This is a genomic window from Paludisphaera sp., assembly GCF_037189885.1.
Classification (GTDB): domain Bacteria; phylum Planctomycetota; class Planctomycetia; order Isosphaerales; family Isosphaeraceae; genus Paludisphaera.
The window spans coordinates 1-17856 of record NZ_JBBCIR010000014.1 but is presented as its reverse complement, the minus strand read 5'-3'; the positions used below and the strand labels follow the sequence as shown (position 1 = coordinate 17856).

Sequence of the window (17856 nt, the reverse complement as noted above, 5' to 3'; positions counted from 1 at the left end):
CGGGACGCGGGCGGCCCCGCGAGGGCCGGGATGCCGATCCTCGCGGGGCCGATGGACGGGGATTGTGTCGGGCTCAGCGCGGGCCGCGGGGCCCGCGATCGCCGCCGCCGCCGTAGCCACCGCCGCCGCCACGGCTGCCGCCGCGGTCGCCGCCGCCGTCGCGTCGCGGGGGGGGAGGGCCGCCGGCGCCGCGCTCGGGGGTGCCGGCGGGGCGGGCCCGGCCGGCGAACTCGTCGGGCAGCTCGCGCTCGGCCAGGGCGGCCTTGCGTGAGAGCTTGACGCGGTCCTGCTCGTCGACGGCGATGACCTTGACGAGCATCGTGTCGCCGACGTGGCAGAGGTCGGAGACGGCGGCGACGTAGCCCGAGGAGAGCTCGGTGACGTGGACCAGGCCGTCCTTGCCGGGGAGGATCTCGACGAAGGCGCCGAACTCCTTGATGGAGGTGACGCGGCCCTCGTAGATGCGGCCGACCTGGACCCCCTCGGTCATGGCGAGGATCTTGTCGCGGGCGGCCTCGGCCCCGGCGGCCTCGGTGGAGGCCAGGGTGACGACGCCGCTGTCGTCGATGTCGATCTTCGCGCCGGTCTCGTCCTGGAGGCGGCGGATGGTCTTGCCGCCGGGGCCGATGAGCAGGCCGATCTTGTCCGGGTTGATCTGGATCTGGATCAGCCGCGGGGCGTTGGTGGAGATCTCCTCGCGGGGCCGCTTGATGGAGCGGAGCATGGCGCGGAGGATTTCCAGGCGGGCCTCGTGGGCCTGCTCCAGCGTCTCGCGGACGATCTCCTCGCTGATGCCGAGGTTCTTCAGGTCGAGCTGGATGCCGGTGACGCCGCGCTGGGTGCCGGCGACCTTGAAGTCCATGTCGCCGTAGTGGTCTTCCTCGCCGATGATGTCGGTCAGGAGGACGTGGCGGCCGGACTGGTCATCCTGGACAAGGCCGATCGAGATGCCGCCGACGGGGTCGCTGATGGGGACGCCGGCGTCCATGAGGCTGAGGGTGGCGCCGCAGACCGAGGCCATCGAGCTGGAGCCGTTGGACTCCAGGATGTCGGAGACGACGCGGATGGTGTACGGGAACTTGCCGGGCGCCGGCAGGATGGAGGCGACGGAGCGCTCCGCCAGGGCGCCGTGGCCGATCTCGCGGCGTCCGGGGCCGCGGATCATGCGGATCTCGCCCACGGCGAACGGCGGCATGTTGTAGTCCAGCATGAACTTCTTGCTGTACTCCTCCATGATGCCGTCGACCCGCTGCTCGTCGGCGCCGGTCCCGAGGACCGTGGTGACGAGGGCCTGGGTCTCGCCGCGCTGGAAGATGGCCGAGCCGTGGGCGCGGGGGAGTACGCCGACCTCGCACTTGATGGCGCGGAGGTCGCGGGGGCCGCGGCCGTCCGGGCGCTTGCCGGAGAGGATCAGGTCGCGGACGACGACCTCCTCGACGGCGTGGAAGACGGTCTTGAGCCGGTCCTTGGTGACGGGGACCGGGGTGTGCGCGTCCTCGCCGGGGCCGCCGGGGGGGACGGCGGCGGGCTCGCCGTCGGCGGGGATCAGGTCGGCGATCGCCGCCTCCAGGATCTCCTTGGTGGCGGCGTTGCGCTCCTGCTTCATGACGATCTGCTTGACCTCGCGGAGGCGATGGCCATAGCGTTCGAGGAGCAGGGCCTTGAGGCCGTCGGGCGGGGCGGGCCGGTGCTCGGGGCGATCGTGCCCGGCGGCTTCCAGCAGGTCGTACTGGAGCGCGATCAGCTCCTGGTTGATCCGGTGGGCCTCGATGATGGCGTCGCCCATCTCGGACTCGGGCAGCTCCTCGCCGAAGCCCTCGATCATGACGATGGCGTTGGCGGTGCTGGCGACGATGAGGTCGAGGTCGCTCTGGGCGACTTCCTCGGCGGTGGGGAACGGCACGAGCTGGCCGTCGACCCGGGCGAGCCGCACGGCGCCGATGGGGCCGAGGAACGGGGCCTTCGCCAGCATGAGCGCGGCGGAGGCGCCGACGATCGAGATGACGTCGGGGTCGTTCACGCGGTCGGCGGAGATCGGGCCGGCCTGGATCTGGACCTCTTCGCGGTACCAGTCGGGGAAGAGGGGCCGGATCGGGCGGTCGATCAGGCGGGCGGTGAGGATTTCCTTGGTGCTGGGCCGGCCTTCACGCTTGATGAAGCCGCCGGGGAACTTGCCCGCGGCGTAGACCTTCTCGCGGTAGTCGACGGTCAGCGGGAAGAAGTCGAGGCCCTCGCGGCCCCCGCCGGCCATGGCGGTGACCAGCGACATGGTGTCGCCGATCCGGACGACGACCGCGCCGCCGGCCTGCTTGGCGAATCGGCCGGTCTCGAGGCTGATCGTGCGACCGCCGACGACGCGCTCGACGACCTTGCGGTTGAAAGGCGAAGTTGACATGCAAATTACTCTGGATGGGAGGCGGAGTCTTGGGATGCGTGGCGATGGGCGGATGGATCTCGGGCGAGGCCGCGCGGGGGGGCTCCCCTGGAGGGGGCGCCGAGGGGCCGCCCGCGCGACGAGCGCCGTCGGGGCGGTCCGGATGCGAAGAAGGCCGGACCGAGAGGCCCGGCCCGTTCGCGATCGGCTCGGTGGGCCGATCGCGGGGATCGGCGCGGCTTCGGTTCCGGGGGGTCGGCTCGCCGGTGGGCCGGCGGGCGCGGGGGCCCGCTTACTTGCGGATGCCCAGGCGGCCGATGACCTCGAGATACTTCTTCCGGTCGTGGAGCCGCAGGTACTTGAGCAGGCCCGACCGCTTGGAAACCATCATCAGCAGCCCGCGGCGGCTGGCGTGGTCCTTGCTGTGGGTCTTGAAATGATCGGTGAGGTCGTTGATACGGGCGGTCAGGAGGGCGATCTGCACCTCCGGAGAGCCCGTGTCGTGCTCGGCCCGGCTGAAGGACCCGATCAGTTCCTGCTTCTTCTCCTTCGTGATCGCCATCGCTCGCCCCAATACTCCGGCCTTCGCGGTGGAAGCCGTTCTAGTGATACCCTCTGCACTTCAAGTGAACCAGGATAGGCGAATCGGCGTCCGATTACAATCCCATCCCCCTCGTTTCGCCCCCCCCGCCGCCGGGCCGCCGCGCGCCGCCGCCACGACCGCCAGGATCAGCGCCGGTTCTCGCGGATGGCCTCGCCCGGGGGGCCCCAGGTGAACGCGTGGAACGCGGTCCGCCAGCGCGCCTGGATCCCCAATCTCGACGGCCCCACCGCGGGGATCGAGGCCAGGACGATCAGGACGGCGCCGCCGATCCACGCACGCCTCAGGGCACCGGCCCTCGGGGTCGTGGCGTGATCGTCGGAGGGGACGCGCGGCCCCGGACGGATCAGGCTCACCAGGGCGATCGCGCCGCCGAGGGCGGTGATCGCCAGGCCGGGGAGGAAGCCGGCCGGCGAGTACCGGAAGACGACACGGTGCTCGCCGGGCCCCACGAGGACCGCGCGGAACGCGACATAGGCCGGATGGATGGTCGCCGGCTCGCCGTCCACGGTGGCGGTCCAGCCGGGGTCGAAGGTGTCGGCGAGCACGAGGTAGGCGGGAACCTCGGCGTTCACCGCCACGACGACCTCCTCGGGCGCGTCGACCACGATCGTCGCGGAGCCGGCTGCCTCGGCGTCGGGACCGAGCGGGCGGCCCGGATCCTCGACGATCAGCCGGTTCTTGAGGTCGGGCCCCAGCCGGTCGATGGCGGCGATGGCCTCGGCGCGGTCGTCGGCGTACAGAGGGCGGCCTTCCAGCCGGGCGCGCGGTCGGGCGTCGGGGTTGGCGTGGAGGAACGCCTCGCCGACGCGCTCGTTGGGGGTGAAAGTATCCCGCCCGGCGCGGCCGGCGAGGATGTGGCTGACCGAATCGATGTCGAACCGCCCGGCGCGGTACTTCGCGTGGTCGGTGTAGTCGAGGCTCCGCTGGGAGATCATCGGCGTGATCCCCTTCGACCCCGCCAGGCCCCACGCCGCCGGGAGGCTCCAATCGAGCGCGTCGCGGGCGGGCATGAAGTCGATCGGCTCGGAGGCGTAGCCGGGCTCGCCGGAGCCGCGGTCGCCCATCCCGAAGACGCGGACGAAGGTGGGATCGGCCTTCAGCCGCCTCGCGCTCTCGGGGGGTTCGGTCCAGTAGGACGGCGGGACCGTCACCACGTCGACGGCGTGGGCCGACAGCAGGTCGACGATGACCAGGACTGGCAAGATCGAGGCCAGCGCCGCGCGGCGACGGGCCGAGGCCGACGACGCGGCGGCGCGGGCGATCGCCAGCCCGCCGACCACCAGCGAGGCGTTGCGGATCACGGCGGTCGCCACCTCGCGCGTCAGCCATCGCGAGCGGTCCTGGAGGTAGGCGTTGGTCGTCGGCCGGGCGTCGGTCCAGATCGGGTGGTAGGCGTAGGCGAGGATCGGCAGCGAGACCACGACCAATGCCAGCACCAGGCCCGTCGCCCCCTTGAGGCTCACCGCGCCGGGGCGTCGCAGCCGTTCCGCCCCCACGGCGGCCAGGCCGGCCACCCCCAGCGAGACCAGCAGGTGCAGCCGCGCGGGCTCGCGCGAGCTGCCGGCCACCGGGATGCGGTTGGCGTAATCGAACAGGAAGGTGAACCGGCCGAGCATCAGCAGCGCGCCGGTGATCGTCAGGATGACCAGGCCCGTCGTCCAGCGATCGCGCGCCCCCGGGCCCGACGCCCCCACGATCGCCAGGCCCAGCGCGAGCAGGCCGAGGTAGGCGTTCGTCTCGTGGTAGGGGTAGTAGCCGTCCATCCAGTCGGTGTCGCGGGCGCGGGTGCCGTAGGCCTCGCGCATGACGAGGGTCGGCAGCAGCTCGGGGCTCCACGAGCCGTACACGAGTTCCTCGTAGCTCAGCCCGCCGGCCCGGGGGGAGCGGTCGAGCAGCTCCTTCGACGGCATCCACTGCACGGCGGAGATCAAGACGCCCAGCGCCAGGAGGCCGAACGTCCGGGTCAGCACGGAGCGGGCCTCGGCCCTCGTGGCCGACGTGCAGGCGCGGTGGAGGGCGACGATCCCGACGATGCCCGAGGTCAGGATGAAGTCCTGGAGGTGGCCGGCGAAGACCGCCCAGGCCAGCGCGAACCCGCCCAGCGCGGCGCCCCGCCATCGGCCGGCGCCCCACGACCATTCGAGCGCCCAGACGACGAACGGCACGCTCGCCAGGGCGTTGATCATGCTGGTGTGGTAGAGGTGGGCCCAGGTGAACCCGCCGAAGCCGAAGACCACGCCCCCCGCCAGCGCCCCGACCGGGCCGACGTGGCGTCGCAGCCAGCCATGCGTCCCCGCCCCCGCCAGCCAAATCGACAGGACGGTGTCGAGGTTGATCGCCTTCCAGGTCTCCATCCAGGGATAGAGCAGGTATTTCAGCGGGTGGAGATAGCCCGCCTGGCTCTCGCTGAACAGGGGCATCCCGTTATAGAGGAGGGGGCACCAGCGCGAGAACCGACCTGCCTTGAGCTCCTCGGCGAAGAAGTGGCGGTAGGGGTAGTTGATCTCGGTGATGTCGAAGTAGAAGAACGCCCCGCGCAGGAAGACGGCCTCGCGGAAGACCCAGCAGACGGCGACCGTCCACGCGGCCAGCGCGACGAGGTCGCCGACGCCCCATCCCGGGGGCTGGAACCAACTCGACCGGGCCTCGTCGGCCGTCTCTTCCGGGTGCGGCACGGAGCGTCCTCGCTGCGAATCAGTCGACGTTCACCGGGGGGGCGACGGGCCACGTCGCGATCGTCGTCCCGCGCCCTCGGAACAGCACCTCGCCGCCGGCCTCGAGCGCCTCTCGCAGGAAGTGTTGGTCCTGGAGCGTCGGCCGGGCGATCAGGATCGTCGGCCGCCCGCCGGGGAGGTCGCGCGACCACTCGGGGTATCGATCCGGGTAGATCGGGTATGGCGTGCCGCGGACCGGGCGATCGGCCAGGAACGCCAGGCGGTAGACGTCCCAGTAGCCGGCGGTGAAGGCGCCGACCTCGGGATGCTCGTCCAGCCATCGGAGCGCCGGGTCGTCGACCGGGCGGCGGACGACGGAGCCTCGCTCGTCGACCCACCCCAGACGACGATACCACGCCAGCGAGTCCGCCGCGAACGCCAGCGCGAACGCCGTCGCGATCCCGGCCGCCGCCAGCTTCCCCCCGGCCCCTCGCGCGGCCAGCGCGTCCATGACCATCCCGAACCCCAACGCCCCCGGGATCAGCCACAGGACCAGGTAGCGCTGATTGTCGGCGTCGAAGATGTTCCGGTTGACCACGAACCCCGCGAGGATCGCCGCCGACGAGACCAACAGGCCCAGGGCGATCGCGCGTTCGACGGGCGTTCGGGGGTCGTCCGACGGGGAGGCTCGCCGGACGACCCGCCATTTGAGCGCCGTGAACGAGGCGGCGAACATCAGCAGCCCCAGGGCCGTGGTCGCGATCGCGATCGCGCCGGCGTCGCCGCGGCCGGGCCGCGTGAGAGGGGACCCGCCGCCGATCAACTCCGGGTCGGGGTCGGCCTCCAGGCCCGGCAGGCGATGCCCCGCCACGATGCGCGGAAGGCAGTCCAGGAAGAGGATCCGGGCGTGATCCCGGAGTAGCTCCGGGTCGAGGCTCCACGCGAACTGGCCGCCGTACGCGTCGTAGGGTTCGAGCCATCGGCCGATCGGCTTGGGGGCCTGGCCGATCGCGAAGCCCGCCGCGAGCGCCAACATAAAGCCCAGCGCCGAGCGGCGCGTCCAGGCCCCGCGCGTGGCGACGGCGAGGACCAGCCCCGCCGTGGCCATGCCGACGATCGTCATCAGGAACATGGAGTCGTGCCACATCCCGAGGCCGAGCCAGAGGCCCAGAAGCGCCCCCCCGCCCTTCCCCCCGCGCCTGGCGAACCAAGCGAACATCGCCCACGCCCAGGCGCTCCAGGCCGCGGCCAGCATGTGGCCGCCGGTGACGCGGCCGGTCAGCCAGATCGTCCCTGTCGACGCGAACGCCAGCGGCACGAGGGACCACGCCGCGACCTTCGGCCCGCGACACGCCCAGGCCGTCGCGAACACGCCGCAGATCAGCAACAGATACGCGACCGTCCCGCCGGAGGCCAGCGTCTCGGGCGTCACCCCCCAGACCTTTGCCTGCGGATAGCTCAGCAGCACCGCGCCGGTCCCCATGTAGGGCGTGCCGGGGTACTGCCAGCGCCAGCGGCCGTCGACGGCCTCTCGCAGCGTCATGCCGTCGACGGCCAGGTCGCTGTCGAGGTGCGTCGGCGCGTTGACGATCAGCGGCGCGCGGACGAACGCGCTCCACGCCAGGGCGAGCGACAGCGCGAGCAAGGCGACGGCGGCGGCGCGTTTCAAGGGAAGATGTCCGACACGAGGCAGCGGAAGCCGGGGAGTTCCGGCTGATCGTCGATCGCGTCGCCGTCGTCGAAGACGGCGGGGGGCGTGCGGGAGTCGCGGAAGACGGCCACCGAGCGCGTTTGGGGATAGACGAGCCAGACCGCCAGGCTCCCGGCGGCCAGGTACTCGACGACCTTCTCCAGCAGCTCGATCTTGCTGTTGCTGGGCGAGACGACCTCGATCGCCACGTCCGGCGCGACCGTCAGCAAGTTCGGCCCCAGCTTCGTCCGGGGATGGCGGGCCTCGCTGTAAAAGCAGACGTCCGGTGCCCGGACTGTGTCGGGGTTGCGCCGGGTCTGGACCGCTGTGTCATTGGAAAGGCTGTAGCCGTAGCCCGACTCCCGCTCGTAGACGAAGAAGAGGCCGGCCAGGCGGGAGCAAGCATAGCCATGGTCGGAGTACGGCGGCGACAATTCCACGATCTCCCCTCGGACGAGTTCGAATCGGCCGTCACCCAGTTTGGCCTTCATGAACTCATCGGCGGTCATCAGGCGTGCGGCGGGAGCCACGGCCATAGCGGGCCTCCTGGGCGGATCGGGTTCAGTCCTCGAAGATTTCCGCGGCCATGCAGCGGAATCCGGGGAGTTCGGGCTGGTCGTCGATCGCGTCGCCCTCGGCGAGGGTCGTCGGGTCGGCGCCGTCGCGGTGGATGGCGACTGTTCGGTCGTCGGGCCGGACGACCCAGACGGCTAGCGCGCCGGCCGCCAGGTACTCCTCGACCTTCTCCTGGACCTCGGCGCGGCGGTCGTTGGGGGAGACGACCTCCACGACGACGTCCGGCGCGACGGGCGGCAGCTTCACCGGCGCCCCGGGGGAGGAGCGTCGCGCCTCCCTCGGCCAGCGGGCGTAGCTGAAGTACTGGACGTCGGGGCCCCGCAAGGTGTCCGGGCCGCGACGGGTCCGGACCGCGCCCTCCCCGGCGGCGCGGCCGTGACCCGTCCGTTGTCCATAATTCCCGAGGAGGAGCGTGATATTCGCGCAGGCCGCGGCGTGCGGATAGAAAGGCGGCGACAAGCGGACGACCTCCCCTCGGACGAGTTCGAAGCGGCCTTCGCCCAGGTCGGCGTTCATGAACTCCTCGGCCGTCATCAGCCGGGGGCGCGAGGCTGTGGACATCGGGGCCTCCTCTCGGGTCGGGGAGCGTCGCGTCGCTTCTCGTCGGGTCAGACCGCGCCGGCCATGGCCTCGAGCTGGACGACGGAGCGGGTCTGCTCCTTGGCGAGGTAGTCGCGGCCGTACTTGATGTGGATGTGGTCCCAGGGGAGGAACTCCTCGATGGGCCGCTCGCGCTCGCGGTACGAGGCGACGTCGATCCCCATCTCCTCGAAGGTCTCCCACCACAGCCGGGGCTGGAAGTACTCGGTCCAGGCGTCGAGCCGGGCACCGCGACGCCAGGCCTCCTCCATCGCCAGGCCGACGCGGCGGTCGCCCCGGGTGAGGATCCCTTCCAGCATGCTGCGGTCGATGTCGTGGACCTTCACCGTGACCGACCGCAGGCGGACCCGCGACCTCAGGTACTTGTGGGCCCACTGGAAGTATTCGCGGGGCCTCATCCCGTTCCACTGGTAGGGGGTGTGGGGCTTGGGGACGAAGTTGGAGACGCTGGCGGTCACGTCGGCGTAGCGGCCGGTGACCTCCTTGCCGATGCGGGCGATGGTCTCGGCCATCTCGATGATGCCGTCGAGGTCCGCGGGGCGCTCGCCGGGGAGGCCGCACATGAAGTAGAGCTTGACCTTGCGCCAGCCGCGCCGGAACGCCTCGGCGGCGCCGTCGTACAGGTCCTTGTTGTCGATCGGCTTGCGGATCTGGGTCCGCATGTCGTCGCGGGCGACCTCCGGCGCGAGGGTCAGGCCGCTGCGCCGGCCTTCCTGCAAGAGCGCGGGGATCTTCTTGAGGGTCTCGGTGATCCGCAGGCTGGGGAGCGAGATCTTCACCCCCAGCGGCGTGAAGACCTCGGACATGCGGGTGACGAGGTGCTCGAATTCTGGGTAATCGCTGGAGGAGAGCGAGAGCAGGCTGATCTCGTCGTAGCCGGTGTTGCGGTACGTCTCCAGCGCGGCCTCGACGATCGTCTCGACCTTGCGATACCGCAGGGGTCGCTTGATGACCGTGCTCTGGCAGAATCGGCACTGCCAGGGGCAGCCGCGCATGATCTCGATGGCGATGCGGTCGTGGGCCGTGTCGATGAACGGGACGACGGGCTTGGTCGGCAGCGGGATGCCGTCCAGATCCTGGATCACGCAGGGCTTGATCGCGGCCGGCACGTCGTCGCGGGTCGGCCGGATCGAGGCGATCGTCCCGTCGTCGTTGTACGCGGGCTCGTAGAACCGGGGAACGTAGGCCCAGTTCACGGAGGCGGCGATCCGGGCGAGCTTCTCCTCGCGCGTCAGCCCGGATCCCTTCATCGCTCGCCACTGGTCGCAGACGTGCGGCAGGCTGGGCTCGCCGTCCCCCATGACGAACAGGTCGATGAACGGGGCGAGCACTTCCGGGTTCTGGCCGGTCGGGCCGCCGGCGATGACGAGCGGGTCGTCGTCCGAGCGGTCCTCGGCGCGGAGGGGGATCCGGCCCATGTCCAGGATGGTCAGGACGTTGGTGTAGGAGACCTCGTACTGGAGCGAGAAGCCGACCACGTCGAACTCGCTCAGCGGCGTGAAGGTCTCCAGCGAGTACAGCGGCAGGTCCTCGGCCCGCATCGCGGCCTCGAAGTCCGGCAGCGGGGCGAAGACGCGTTCGGCGGCCCAGCCGTGCAGGTTCATCAGGTTGTAGAGCATGTGGAAGCCGTGATGGCTCATGCCCAGCGAGTAGGTGTCCGGGAAGGCCAGGCAGAGCGTGCCGGCGACCTGGGAGTGGTCCTTCACGACGACGTTCAGCTCGCCGCCGACGTACTGGGCGGGCGTCCGGACCTTCGACAGCACCCGGGCGACCACGGCGTCCTTCAATTCCTGATTCAGCATCATTCCCCCCGTGGGTCGTTCGAACAAGCCGGGATTGGTCGGTCGCGCGGCGTGGGCGTGAGGTTCGGGCCGATCGCGAGCCGGGGCGTGGCATGGCGTGGGCCCGTCGGCCTCGCCCCGAGGACGGGTCATGACCTGAATTCTAGCGGAGACGGCCGTCGGAAGGCCAGCCGGCCCGGCGCGTCCGGGGTCCTCGCGACTATAATTACGCGGGACGCAACAGGACCCCGAACGTCGAGAACCCTTCGCCATGGACCGCCCGAGAGTCGCGCTTACGATGGGGGACGTCGCCGGCGTCGGCCCCGAGCTGATCGCCGCCGCCTGGGGACGCCCCGAGCTTCACGCTCTTTGCGCGCCCATGGTCGTCGGGAGCGTCGAGGTCCTCCGGCGCGCCATGGCGCTCCGTTCCGACGACGGGTCGCCTTCGATCCGGCCGATCGCCTCTCCCGAGGAGGCCGACCCGTCCCCCGGCCTGATCCCATGCCTCGAACCGCCGAACGCGGCCGATGTCTCGGCCGTGGAGCCCCGGACGGTGGACGCCCACGCCGGCCGCGCGGCCCACGACTACCTCGTCCACGCGATCGACATGGCCCTCGCCGAAAGGGTGGACGCCATCGCGACCCTGCCTCTTAATAAGGAGGCGTTAAGGCTTGGCGGCGTGCCGCATCCGGGACACACCGAGATCCTGGCGGAGCGATGCGGGACGCCCGATCACGCCATGATGCTCTACCTGCCGACCGCCCGGCACAAGGACGACCCGCGCAAGCGGCAGGGGCTGGGGGTGGTCCACGTCACGCTGCACATGGCCTTGCGCGACGTCTTCGCGGCGATCACGGTTGAATCCGTCGCGGCCAAGATCCGCCTGGCGGACCGCGCGCTCCGGCCGCTGACCGCCGGCCGACGGCCGCGCATCGCGGTGGCGTCGCTCAACCCCCATGCCGGCGAGCACGGGCTGTTCGGCGACGAGGAGATCACGACCATCGGCCCCGCCGTCGACCTGACCCGGGCCGAGGGGTTCCACGTCTCCGGTCCGTTCCCCAACGACACGCTGTTCCGAGACGCCCTGACGGGGACCTACGACGCGGTCGTCGCCATGTACCACGACCAGGGGCACATCGCGCTGAAAACCGTCGGCTTCTGGGAGGGGGTCAACGTGACGCTCGGCCTGCCGATCGTCCGGACGAGCGTCGCCCACGGCACGGCGTTCGACATCGCCTGGGGGGCGATCGCCGACCCGTCGAGCCTCCTGCAAGCCGTGCGCGTCGCCGCCCTGATGGTCGACCGGAACCGGGGCCGGGGACCCGCCTCGTCAGAGGGCTAGCCTGAGCAGGACGGCGGTTAACACGCCGAACGGGATAGCCGCGACCATACCGACCAGGATGGCCCGCGCCCAATCGGGCTGGACGCGGAACCAGGCGAGCGGGCCCGGCTTGACGCCCCTGTCGAGGTAATACTCCTCGCGGAGCACCTTGCGACGCCAGATGGCCCCGGCGCAGGCGTCGACGACGGCTCGAAGCCACGCGGCCCCTCGCCGACCCGCCGCCGATAAGACTCGTCGAGACCGTCCGTACGCGCCCCGGGCCACCCAGTAGAGGTTGGGACCGGCCATCAGCCCGTTGCGAAGGACGCCCAGCAACCGCTCCCTCCGCGCCCGAGCGGCTTCGAGGCGCATCCGCTCGGCCTCCTCCTTGCGTCGTCGGACCTCCAGCGGGTCGACGGCGGCCTCCAGCACGACGAAGTATGGATGCGATGTTGGGCCGAAGCGCATGGGCGGCGGCGCGTCCAATGAGAGCGTCGTGGCGAAATCGCCGTATCCCATCGCGAGCCTGACCGAGACGTCGTAAAGGGCCAGCACCCGCGAAAGGTCCTGGACGCGGCGGTGCATCTGGTACAGGTCGAGTGGCCGAGTCAGCCACGCGAGCGCGACGACGAGCCCCGCGGCCCCGGGGAGGAAAAAAGCCGTGAGGGACGCGATGACGGCGGGCGACGGCTCCCCCGGCCCGACATGCTGGGCCAAGGCCACGCTGAAACCGCAGCCCAAGGCCAGCGCCGACGCGGCGAGGAGCATGAAGACGATGCTGCCGACCGTGGTGGTCCTCAGGAACTCGCCCCGGGAGATCTTCGGGCATCGGTGGACGACGTTGAGCACGTCGAGCCACATCGCCCGCGTGATCCCCAGGTGGGCCAGGACCGGGTGGACGTGGAGCCGGAACCGACGGTCGACCGCGCGGACATGGAGGTGGGCTCGCATGTGATGAGGGAGATTGATGTCGTAGAGCGGGGCCGGAGTTCCGCCGCTACCGCCGTCTCCTCCCCCCTCGCTCCCCCCCATCGTCGACCAGACGCGCGCCGGGGGGGCGGCGGCGAGGCGACGGCGGTAGGCGGCCTTCGCGTCCTCGAACCGCGCGGCGTGGACGGCGAGCGGGCGGCCGTAGCTCGGGTCGTGGTGAATATAGCCGCCGGCGACCCGCCCGCAGAACGCGACGTAGGCCCGACTGTCGAGGATGTGCCGGTGCCAGATCTCGTCCACCAGCCGGCTCGGCGTGATGGGGCCCTCGCCGAGGAGGAGGAGTCGGAGGAAACGCCCGTACTCGCGGGCCGCGAGGTCGGGATCCTCGTCGATCAGCCGGGCGGCCTCCCCGGCCCAGGGGTCCGTCGAGGAGGGCCCGCTCGCGAGCGCCCGCCGGGTCAGGGCGACGAGCCGCGAGAAGTCCTCGGCCTCCAGCGCGTTCAGATCCGGGGTCGCGTGGGGGGCCGGGCGGAACAGCTCGACCCGGGCGTCGACGAGGCTTCGGTTGTCGCCCGAGGGCCCCGGCCGGTGGAGATACCCCCCCGCCAGCGCGAGGCAGTGCCCGACATAGGCCCGCGTGTCGAGCATGTGCCGATCCCACGCGCGGACGACCATCGGCGACGGGGGCGACGGCACCCGACCCAGGGCGGCCGTCGCGCGGAAGAACGGCTCATACTCGGCGATGGCGAAGGACGCCGACTCGCGGTCGGCGAATCCATCCTCGACGATCATCCGTTCGATGGCCCGGTCGAGCCCGAGCGATCCGGCGTGGGGCGTGGCGCGAGTGGCGATCATGGTCTTCACCGACGACCGGGCCGACTGGGGCGCGAGAGGTGAAGGCCATGATATCGAGAGATGAATCAACCCTCAATATGAGGGCCACGGCTCAGCCCGCCCGGAAGCCGGTGCGGGGGCGCCTGGGGGGCGTGGGCTCCTCGTCGTCGGGGGCCGGGCCTTCTCCGGGGGGCGTGGGCTCGGGGCCGGGCATGCCGGGGAGTTCCTCGATGATGGTCGGCTGGCGGAACTGGAGGCCGCCGGACGCCTGGAGGTCCAGCAGGTCGTCCAGGGCGTCCTGGATGTCGTGGATCTCGCGGTGCATGTCGGTCAACTCGGCCCAGATCCGGTCGAGCGGGTCGTCCGAGCCTTCCTTGTCCGTCAGCACCAGGAGGTTGTCCTCCGGGACGAGCCGATACGTCATCTCCACCTGGTCCAGCAGGAGCTTCAGGCCGGTCTGGAGGCGGGCGGACTTCAGGCCCAGTTCGACCGTGTCGTCCTTCTTGACGTCCAGCCGCTCCAGCGCGGCGATGTCCAGGACCACTTCCCCGCCGAGGTCGGCGGAGAGCCTGCGGGCCACCTCCTCAAGCGTCGTCGGCCGGGCGAAGTCGAAGGAGTAAGGCCGCAAGAGAGCGTCCTGGAGCGAGGGCCCGTCTCCCCTCGGGGCCGGGGCCGGGGCCGCCGTGGCCGGCGCTGCGGGGAGGGGCTCCTGCGTCGCCTTGCGGGCGTGCAGCGGGATTCGCGAGGCGGCCAGCAGGCCGATCACCAGCCCCACCAGGGCGAAAAGCGCGTTGCGTGACCTCATCGCTCGACCCTTCCCATTCGGCCGCGAGGACTTCCGCGCCAGGGGCGCCCGGGCGCGACGCGGACGATTGTAACCGCCGCGGTCGGATCAGTCGACGACTCCTCGCGCCACCGCCGCGTCGACCTCGGCGGGCTTCGGGAAGCCGAACCGCGGCAGGTCGAGCACCAACGCCGAGGCGGCCGACGCCCTCGTCATCGCCTCGCGGATCAGCCCGACCTCCGCGGCGCAGGATTCCGGCCGCCAGCCTCGATCCAGGAGGGTCATGAGGAAGGTCGACGCGAACGCCTCGCCCGCGCGATTGGTGTCGCGTGGAGGGCGAGAGCGGGGGAAGGCCGGGACCTTGACCGTCCTGGCCGCGCCTTCCGGGTCGGTGAACCGCGCCTCGGCCCCCGCCGCGCCGTCGGTCACCACCAGGATCGACAGCCGCGCGGCCACTTCGTCGCGATCGGCCGTCATCTCCCATTCGCCGCGGTTGCAGCACATCACGTCCACCGGCGCGATCAGCCGGAGGATCGGAAGCTCGCGGTCCAGCGCGTTCCGCGTCGCCGGGGCGAAGACACGCAGCCGCGTTCCGGGGGCCTTCAGCAGATCCGCCGCCAGCCGATTCGGCAGGCCGGCGACGATCCGGACGTCGCGCGGTTGGGCCAGGTGCGGCGCGAAGTCGTCGAACGTGAGCGATTCGGACCCGTCGCGGAAGCCGATGGCCAGCTTGTCGCCGAAGGGGCCGCTGGTGACGAGGAGCGTCCAGTCGGCCGGGCTGTCGCGACGGACGACGCGGGCCTCGATCCCCTCTCGCCGCAGGAGGCCCTGGACGGTCCCGCCGATCGGATCGCCCGTGGCGCCCAGGATCGTGACGAGTTCGCCGCCGGTCGCCGCGGCGAAGCCCGCCCCCATGCCGCCGAGGTCGTCCTCCCACGCCTCGGCCCGGACGTGGCGCGGCTCGCCCTGTTCGAGGCCGATCGGCCGATCGAGGGATACGACGCCGCGATGGCCGGGCCAGTCGGCGGGGATCTCGATGGCCAGGGCGCCGACGGGGTCGATGAGCCTCAGGTCGAGCGGGCTCCCGAACCCGGGCCGGCCGCCGACGCTCTGGTCGAGGGGGGGCCGATACGGGGGGCGCAAGGGCGAATCGACGCGGAGGATCCGGTCGAGGTAGGCGGGGCCGAAGACGATAACGCGGCCGGGCATGGTCGACACTCCATCGTTGCGGCCTGGGGCGGCGGGAACGCGGGAGCCTCCGTGTTCAGCCGCGACGCCGCGAGTCTATAATACGGGGATTGCCCGCCGTGGCTCCCCCGCGTCGTGTCCAAGGAGAGTAGGGTGTCGGTCGATATCGAATCGGACGTGGAATCATTGGATCACCCCGTGGACAACGCGCCGGTGCGGTCGATGGCCCACCACGGGCTCACCGTGGAGGGGTACTCGCGCGCCGCCGTGCAGACGTACTGGCGGGTCCCGGAGCTGAAGGTGGGCTTCGACCTCGGCGCCCAGCCGTGGTCGTTCATGACCACGCCGAACTGGTTCGTCTCGCACTCCCACCTCGACCACATCGCGGCGCTGCCGGTGCTGATCGCCCGGCGTCGGATGATGAAGATGGAGACGCCGACGATCTACCTCCCCACGGAGGCGGTCGAGGGGGTCAACATGCTCCTGCGCGCCTACCAGCGGCTCGACCGCGGCCGGATGCCGGTCAAGCTCGTCGGCGTGGAGCCCGGGCAGGAAGTCGCGCTGTCGCGCGAGCTGGTCGTCCAGGTGATGGCGACCCGCCACACGATCCCCTCGCTGGGCTTCCTGGTCTGGGAGCGCCGGAAGAAGCTGAAGCCCGAGTACCACGACCTCTCCGGGGAGCAGATCCGCGACCTGCGCCTCTCCGGCGTGGAGGTGTCGTCGGAGATCCGGATCCCGAAGGTGGCCTACATGGGGGACACCGCCCCGGCCGGCCTGGACGCGAACCCGGAGGCGTACAAGGCCCAGATCCTCATCATGGAGATGACGTTCGTCGCGCCCAACGAGCGGGCGTCGGTGATCCACAAGTACGGCCACACCCACCTCGACGACATCATCGCCCGCGCCGAGCGGTTCGAGAACGAGGTCATCGTGGCCTCCCACTTCAGCACCCGCCTGCACCCCGATCACATCCAGCGTATCGTCGACCGCCGCCTGCCGGACTCCCTCCGCTCGCGGCTCAGGGTCTGGCTCTGACAACCCCCGCCCCGACGAATGAAGCCACGGCCGCCCGTGGCTTCGTTCGCGCGCCAGGGTTTCCGCGGTGTCGACGTAAGTATTTGTCGAGCATTCTATTGCGGGAATAGTGGTTGGCTTCGTTCGTCGAACTCGATCGAGTTTTCCCTGACCTTCCCGGATTCTGGCGGCCATCATCACGGCCGGCCTGGGAAGCCAAGCGAGACGGCCGTCGGGATTCGCGACGACCGGTCGAGCCGGCGTCTGGACTCCGATCGCGCCCTGCACGTCGTCCCCCCCGCCTGACCGCTTCGCGGTCTGTCCCCCCCCGCGAGGGGGGAGGCCGTTCATGAAACCTTTCCCCCGGAGAGGGCGGAGGTCGTTCGCCTGGTAACACCGCTGCCGGGTAGTACGGACACGCCTCGGTCCCGCGGTGCCAGGTCCCTTCACTGTCGCCGAATTGTCAAGGAACGATGATCCAACACGGACAATCACCTCGCCTCGTCCCCGGATTTCATGTTTCCGGCCCGAATTGGCCCATCGAACTGGGATTGAGACCCTGGGAGCGAGCGTGGGTTCGACGTCGGAGCGCGGCGCGCCCTTTGCCTGGTCCCAACTCATCCGCCAGGAGGCGGGCACCATGGAAGATAGACACCCTTGGAGGTGATCAATGGCCGCGCAGAATAGGGGCAGGACGGGCGGCGACGAGGAGAACTACGACGACTCGGGCCGCGCCCATGACAGCCGAGGTCGGTTCACGGGCGACACGGAGGGGGGAAGTCGCGGTGGCGGCGGCGGTGGCGGAGGCGGGTCGGAAGGCTCGGGGTCGGGCCGGTCGCAGGGTGGCTCTTCGTCGGCCTCGGATCGCGACGAGCGGGGCCGGTTCACGTCGGATGACGACGACGACGATCGCGGGTCGCGGGGCGGGAAGGGCGGCGGGTCCGGCGGCGGCCAGTCGCGATCCGGCGGCGGCGGTCGCGGGTCGGAAGGCTCGCAGGGGGGGCGGTCGCAGGGGGGATCCAACTCCTCCTCGACCCCGGATCGCGACGAGCGGGGCCGCTTCACCTCGGATGACGATGATGACGACGGCGGCTCTCGGGGGAAGAAGGGGGGCGAGTCCGGCGGCGGCGGCCAGTCGCGATCCGGCGGCGGGGGCGGCGGTCGCGGGCGCGGGTCGTCGGGCCGGTCCCGTCGGCGCGGTAGCGTCCTGAGCCGGGCCATCCGCGTGCTGGATGAGATCGAGTCGCGGCTCCACGAACTCCGCGAGGAGCTGGAGGAAGAGGAGGAGGACGACGACAATTCCAGGTCGAAGGGGCGCGAGGGCGCGCGGTCCTCTCGCGATCGCGACGACGATGATGAGGACGACCGCTCGGGCGGCGGCCAGGGCCGCGTGACCAACCCCGAGACCGACCGTCGCCTGAAGCAGAACCGCGACGACTGATCGCGCGCCGCGGCCGAGGCGCCCGGACGCGAACGAGCCGCGGGGGGGGGGGGGGGGGGGGGGGG

At 71.1% G+C, this 17856-nt stretch carries 13 protein-coding genes; 3 read left to right on the top strand and 10 right to left on the bottom strand.

Going from position 1 to position 17856, the window contains the following annotated elements; genetic code table 11:
* Nucleotides 1–73: 73 nt before the first annotated feature.
* The 7 genes from pnp to WG209_RS06240 all read right to left on the bottom strand — a co-directional run bounded on the left by pnp (nucleotide 74) and on the right by WG209_RS06240 (nucleotide 10303).
* Nucleotides 74–2395, bottom strand: a complete 2322-nt coding sequence (gene pnp / locus WG209_RS06270; RefSeq protein ID WP_337174162.1) for a polyribonucleotide nucleotidyltransferase — start codon at nucleotides 2393–2395, stop codon at nucleotides 74–76.
* A 271-nt stretch (nucleotides 2396–2666) separates the two neighbouring features.
* Nucleotides 2667–2936 carry a 30S ribosomal protein S15 gene (rpsO, locus tag WG209_RS06265; protein WP_337174161.1) on the bottom strand — a complete coding sequence of 90 codons (270 nt, stop codon included), beginning with the start codon at nucleotides 2934–2936 and terminating at the stop codon, nucleotides 2667–2669.
* A 167-nt stretch (nucleotides 2937–3103) separates the two neighbouring features.
* Nucleotides 3104–5653, bottom strand: coding sequence for a YfhO family protein (locus WG209_RS06260; RefSeq protein ID WP_337174160.1), 2550 nt, complete (start codon nucleotides 5651–5653; stop codon nucleotides 3104–3106).
* A 19-nt stretch (nucleotides 5654–5672) separates the two neighbouring features.
* Entirely contained in the window at nucleotides 5673–7301 is a 1629-nt protein-coding gene (locus WG209_RS06255) for a hypothetical protein (protein WP_337174159.1), read from the bottom strand.
* Complete coding sequence (locus tag WG209_RS06250; protein WP_337174158.1) at nucleotides 7298–7858, bottom strand: Uma2 family endonuclease; 561 nt, start codon at nucleotides 7856–7858, stop codon at nucleotides 7298–7300. Before WG209_RS06250 ends, WG209_RS06255 begins: the two co-directional genes overlap by 4 nt.
* 25 nt (nucleotides 7859–7883) lie before the next feature.
* Nucleotides 7884–8459 (bottom strand): Uma2 family endonuclease, encoded by a 576-nt coding sequence (locus WG209_RS06245; protein ID WP_337174157.1) that lies wholly within the window; start codon nucleotides 8457–8459, stop codon nucleotides 7884–7886.
* Between the two features lie 47 nt (nucleotides 8460–8506).
* Nucleotides 8507–10303: a TIGR03960 family B12-binding radical SAM protein gene (locus WG209_RS06240; RefSeq protein ID WP_337174156.1), complete on the bottom strand. Its 1797-nt coding sequence runs from the start codon at nucleotides 10301–10303 to the stop codon at nucleotides 8507–8509.
* Between the two features lie 247 nt (nucleotides 10304–10550).
* On the opposite strand from WG209_RS06240, the gene pdxA reads away from it, so the two are divergent.
* Complete coding sequence (pdxA, locus tag WG209_RS06235; protein WP_337174155.1) at nucleotides 10551–11621, top strand: 4-hydroxythreonine-4-phosphate dehydrogenase PdxA; 1071 nt, start codon at nucleotides 10551–10553, stop codon at nucleotides 11619–11621.
* Here the strand turns inward: pdxA and WG209_RS06230 are convergent.
* The 3 genes from WG209_RS06230 to WG209_RS06220 all read right to left on the bottom strand — a co-directional run bounded on the left by WG209_RS06230 (nucleotide 11610) and on the right by WG209_RS06220 (nucleotide 15357).
* Nucleotides 11610–13385: a hypothetical protein gene (locus tag WG209_RS06230; RefSeq protein ID WP_337174154.1), complete on the bottom strand. Its 1776-nt coding sequence runs from the start codon at nucleotides 13383–13385 to the stop codon at nucleotides 11610–11612. The genes pdxA and WG209_RS06230 overlap by 12 nt on opposite strands.
* A gap of 91 nt (nucleotides 13386–13476) precedes the next feature.
* Nucleotides 13477–14169: a hypothetical protein gene (locus WG209_RS06225; RefSeq protein WP_337174153.1), complete on the bottom strand. Its 693-nt coding sequence runs from the start codon at nucleotides 14167–14169 to the stop codon at nucleotides 13477–13479.
* An 87-nt stretch (nucleotides 14170–14256) separates the two neighbouring features.
* Nucleotides 14257–15357 carry a PfkB family carbohydrate kinase gene (locus tag WG209_RS06220; protein WP_337174152.1) on the bottom strand — a complete coding sequence of 367 codons (1101 nt, stop codon included), beginning with the start codon at nucleotides 15355–15357 and terminating at the stop codon, nucleotides 14257–14259.
* 132 nt (nucleotides 15358–15489) lie between these two features.
* Here WG209_RS06220 and WG209_RS06215 point away from each other — a divergent pair, with 132 nt between their 5' ends.
* Together WG209_RS06215 and WG209_RS06210 are read left to right on the top strand one after the other, a co-directional pair.
* Nucleotides 15490–16371, top strand: a complete 882-nt coding sequence (locus WG209_RS06215; protein ID WP_337174151.1) for an MBL fold metallo-hydrolase — start codon at nucleotides 15490–15492, stop codon at nucleotides 16369–16371.
* 649 nt (nucleotides 16372–17020) lie between these two features.
* Nucleotides 17021–17791: a hypothetical protein gene (locus WG209_RS06210; protein WP_337174150.1), complete on the top strand. Its 771-nt coding sequence runs from the start codon at nucleotides 17021–17023 to the stop codon at nucleotides 17789–17791.
* Nucleotides 17792–17856 lie beyond the last annotated feature (65 nt).

Coding starts and splice junctions, on each gene's coding strand:
- WG209_RS06210 (WP_337174150.1), top strand. CDS start 17,021: ATGGCCGCGCAGAATAGGGGCAGGACGGGCGGCGACGAGGAGAACTAC.
- WG209_RS06240 (WP_337174156.1), bottom strand. CDS start 10,303: ATGATGCTGAATCAGGAATTGAAGGACGCCGTGGTCGCCCGGGTGCTG.
- WG209_RS06225 (WP_337174153.1), bottom strand. CDS start 14,169: ATGAGGTCACGCAACGCGCTTTTCGCCCTGGTGGGGCTGGTGATCGGC.
- WG209_RS06245 (WP_337174157.1), bottom strand. CDS start 8,459: ATGTCCACAGCCTCGCGCCCCCGGCTGATGACGGCCGAGGAGTTCATG.
- pdxA (WP_337174155.1), top strand. CDS start 10,551: ATGGACCGCCCGAGAGTCGCGCTTACGATGGGGGACGTCGCCGGCGTC.
- WG209_RS06220 (WP_337174152.1), bottom strand. CDS start 15,357: ATGCCCGGCCGCGTTATCGTCTTCGGCCCCGCCTACCTCGACCGGATC.
- pnp (WP_337174162.1), bottom strand. CDS start 2,395: ATGTCAACTTCGCCTTTCAACCGCAAGGTCGTCGAGCGCGTCGTCGGC.
- WG209_RS06250 (WP_337174158.1), bottom strand. CDS start 7,858: ATGGCCGTGGCTCCCGCCGCACGCCTGATGACCGCCGATGAGTTCATG.
- WG209_RS06230 (WP_337174154.1), bottom strand. CDS start 13,385: ATGATCGCCACTCGCGCCACGCCCCACGCCGGATCGCTCGGGCTCGAC.
- rpsO (WP_337174161.1), bottom strand. CDS start 2,936: ATGGCGATCACGAAGGAGAAGAAGCAGGAACTGATCGGGTCCTTCAGC.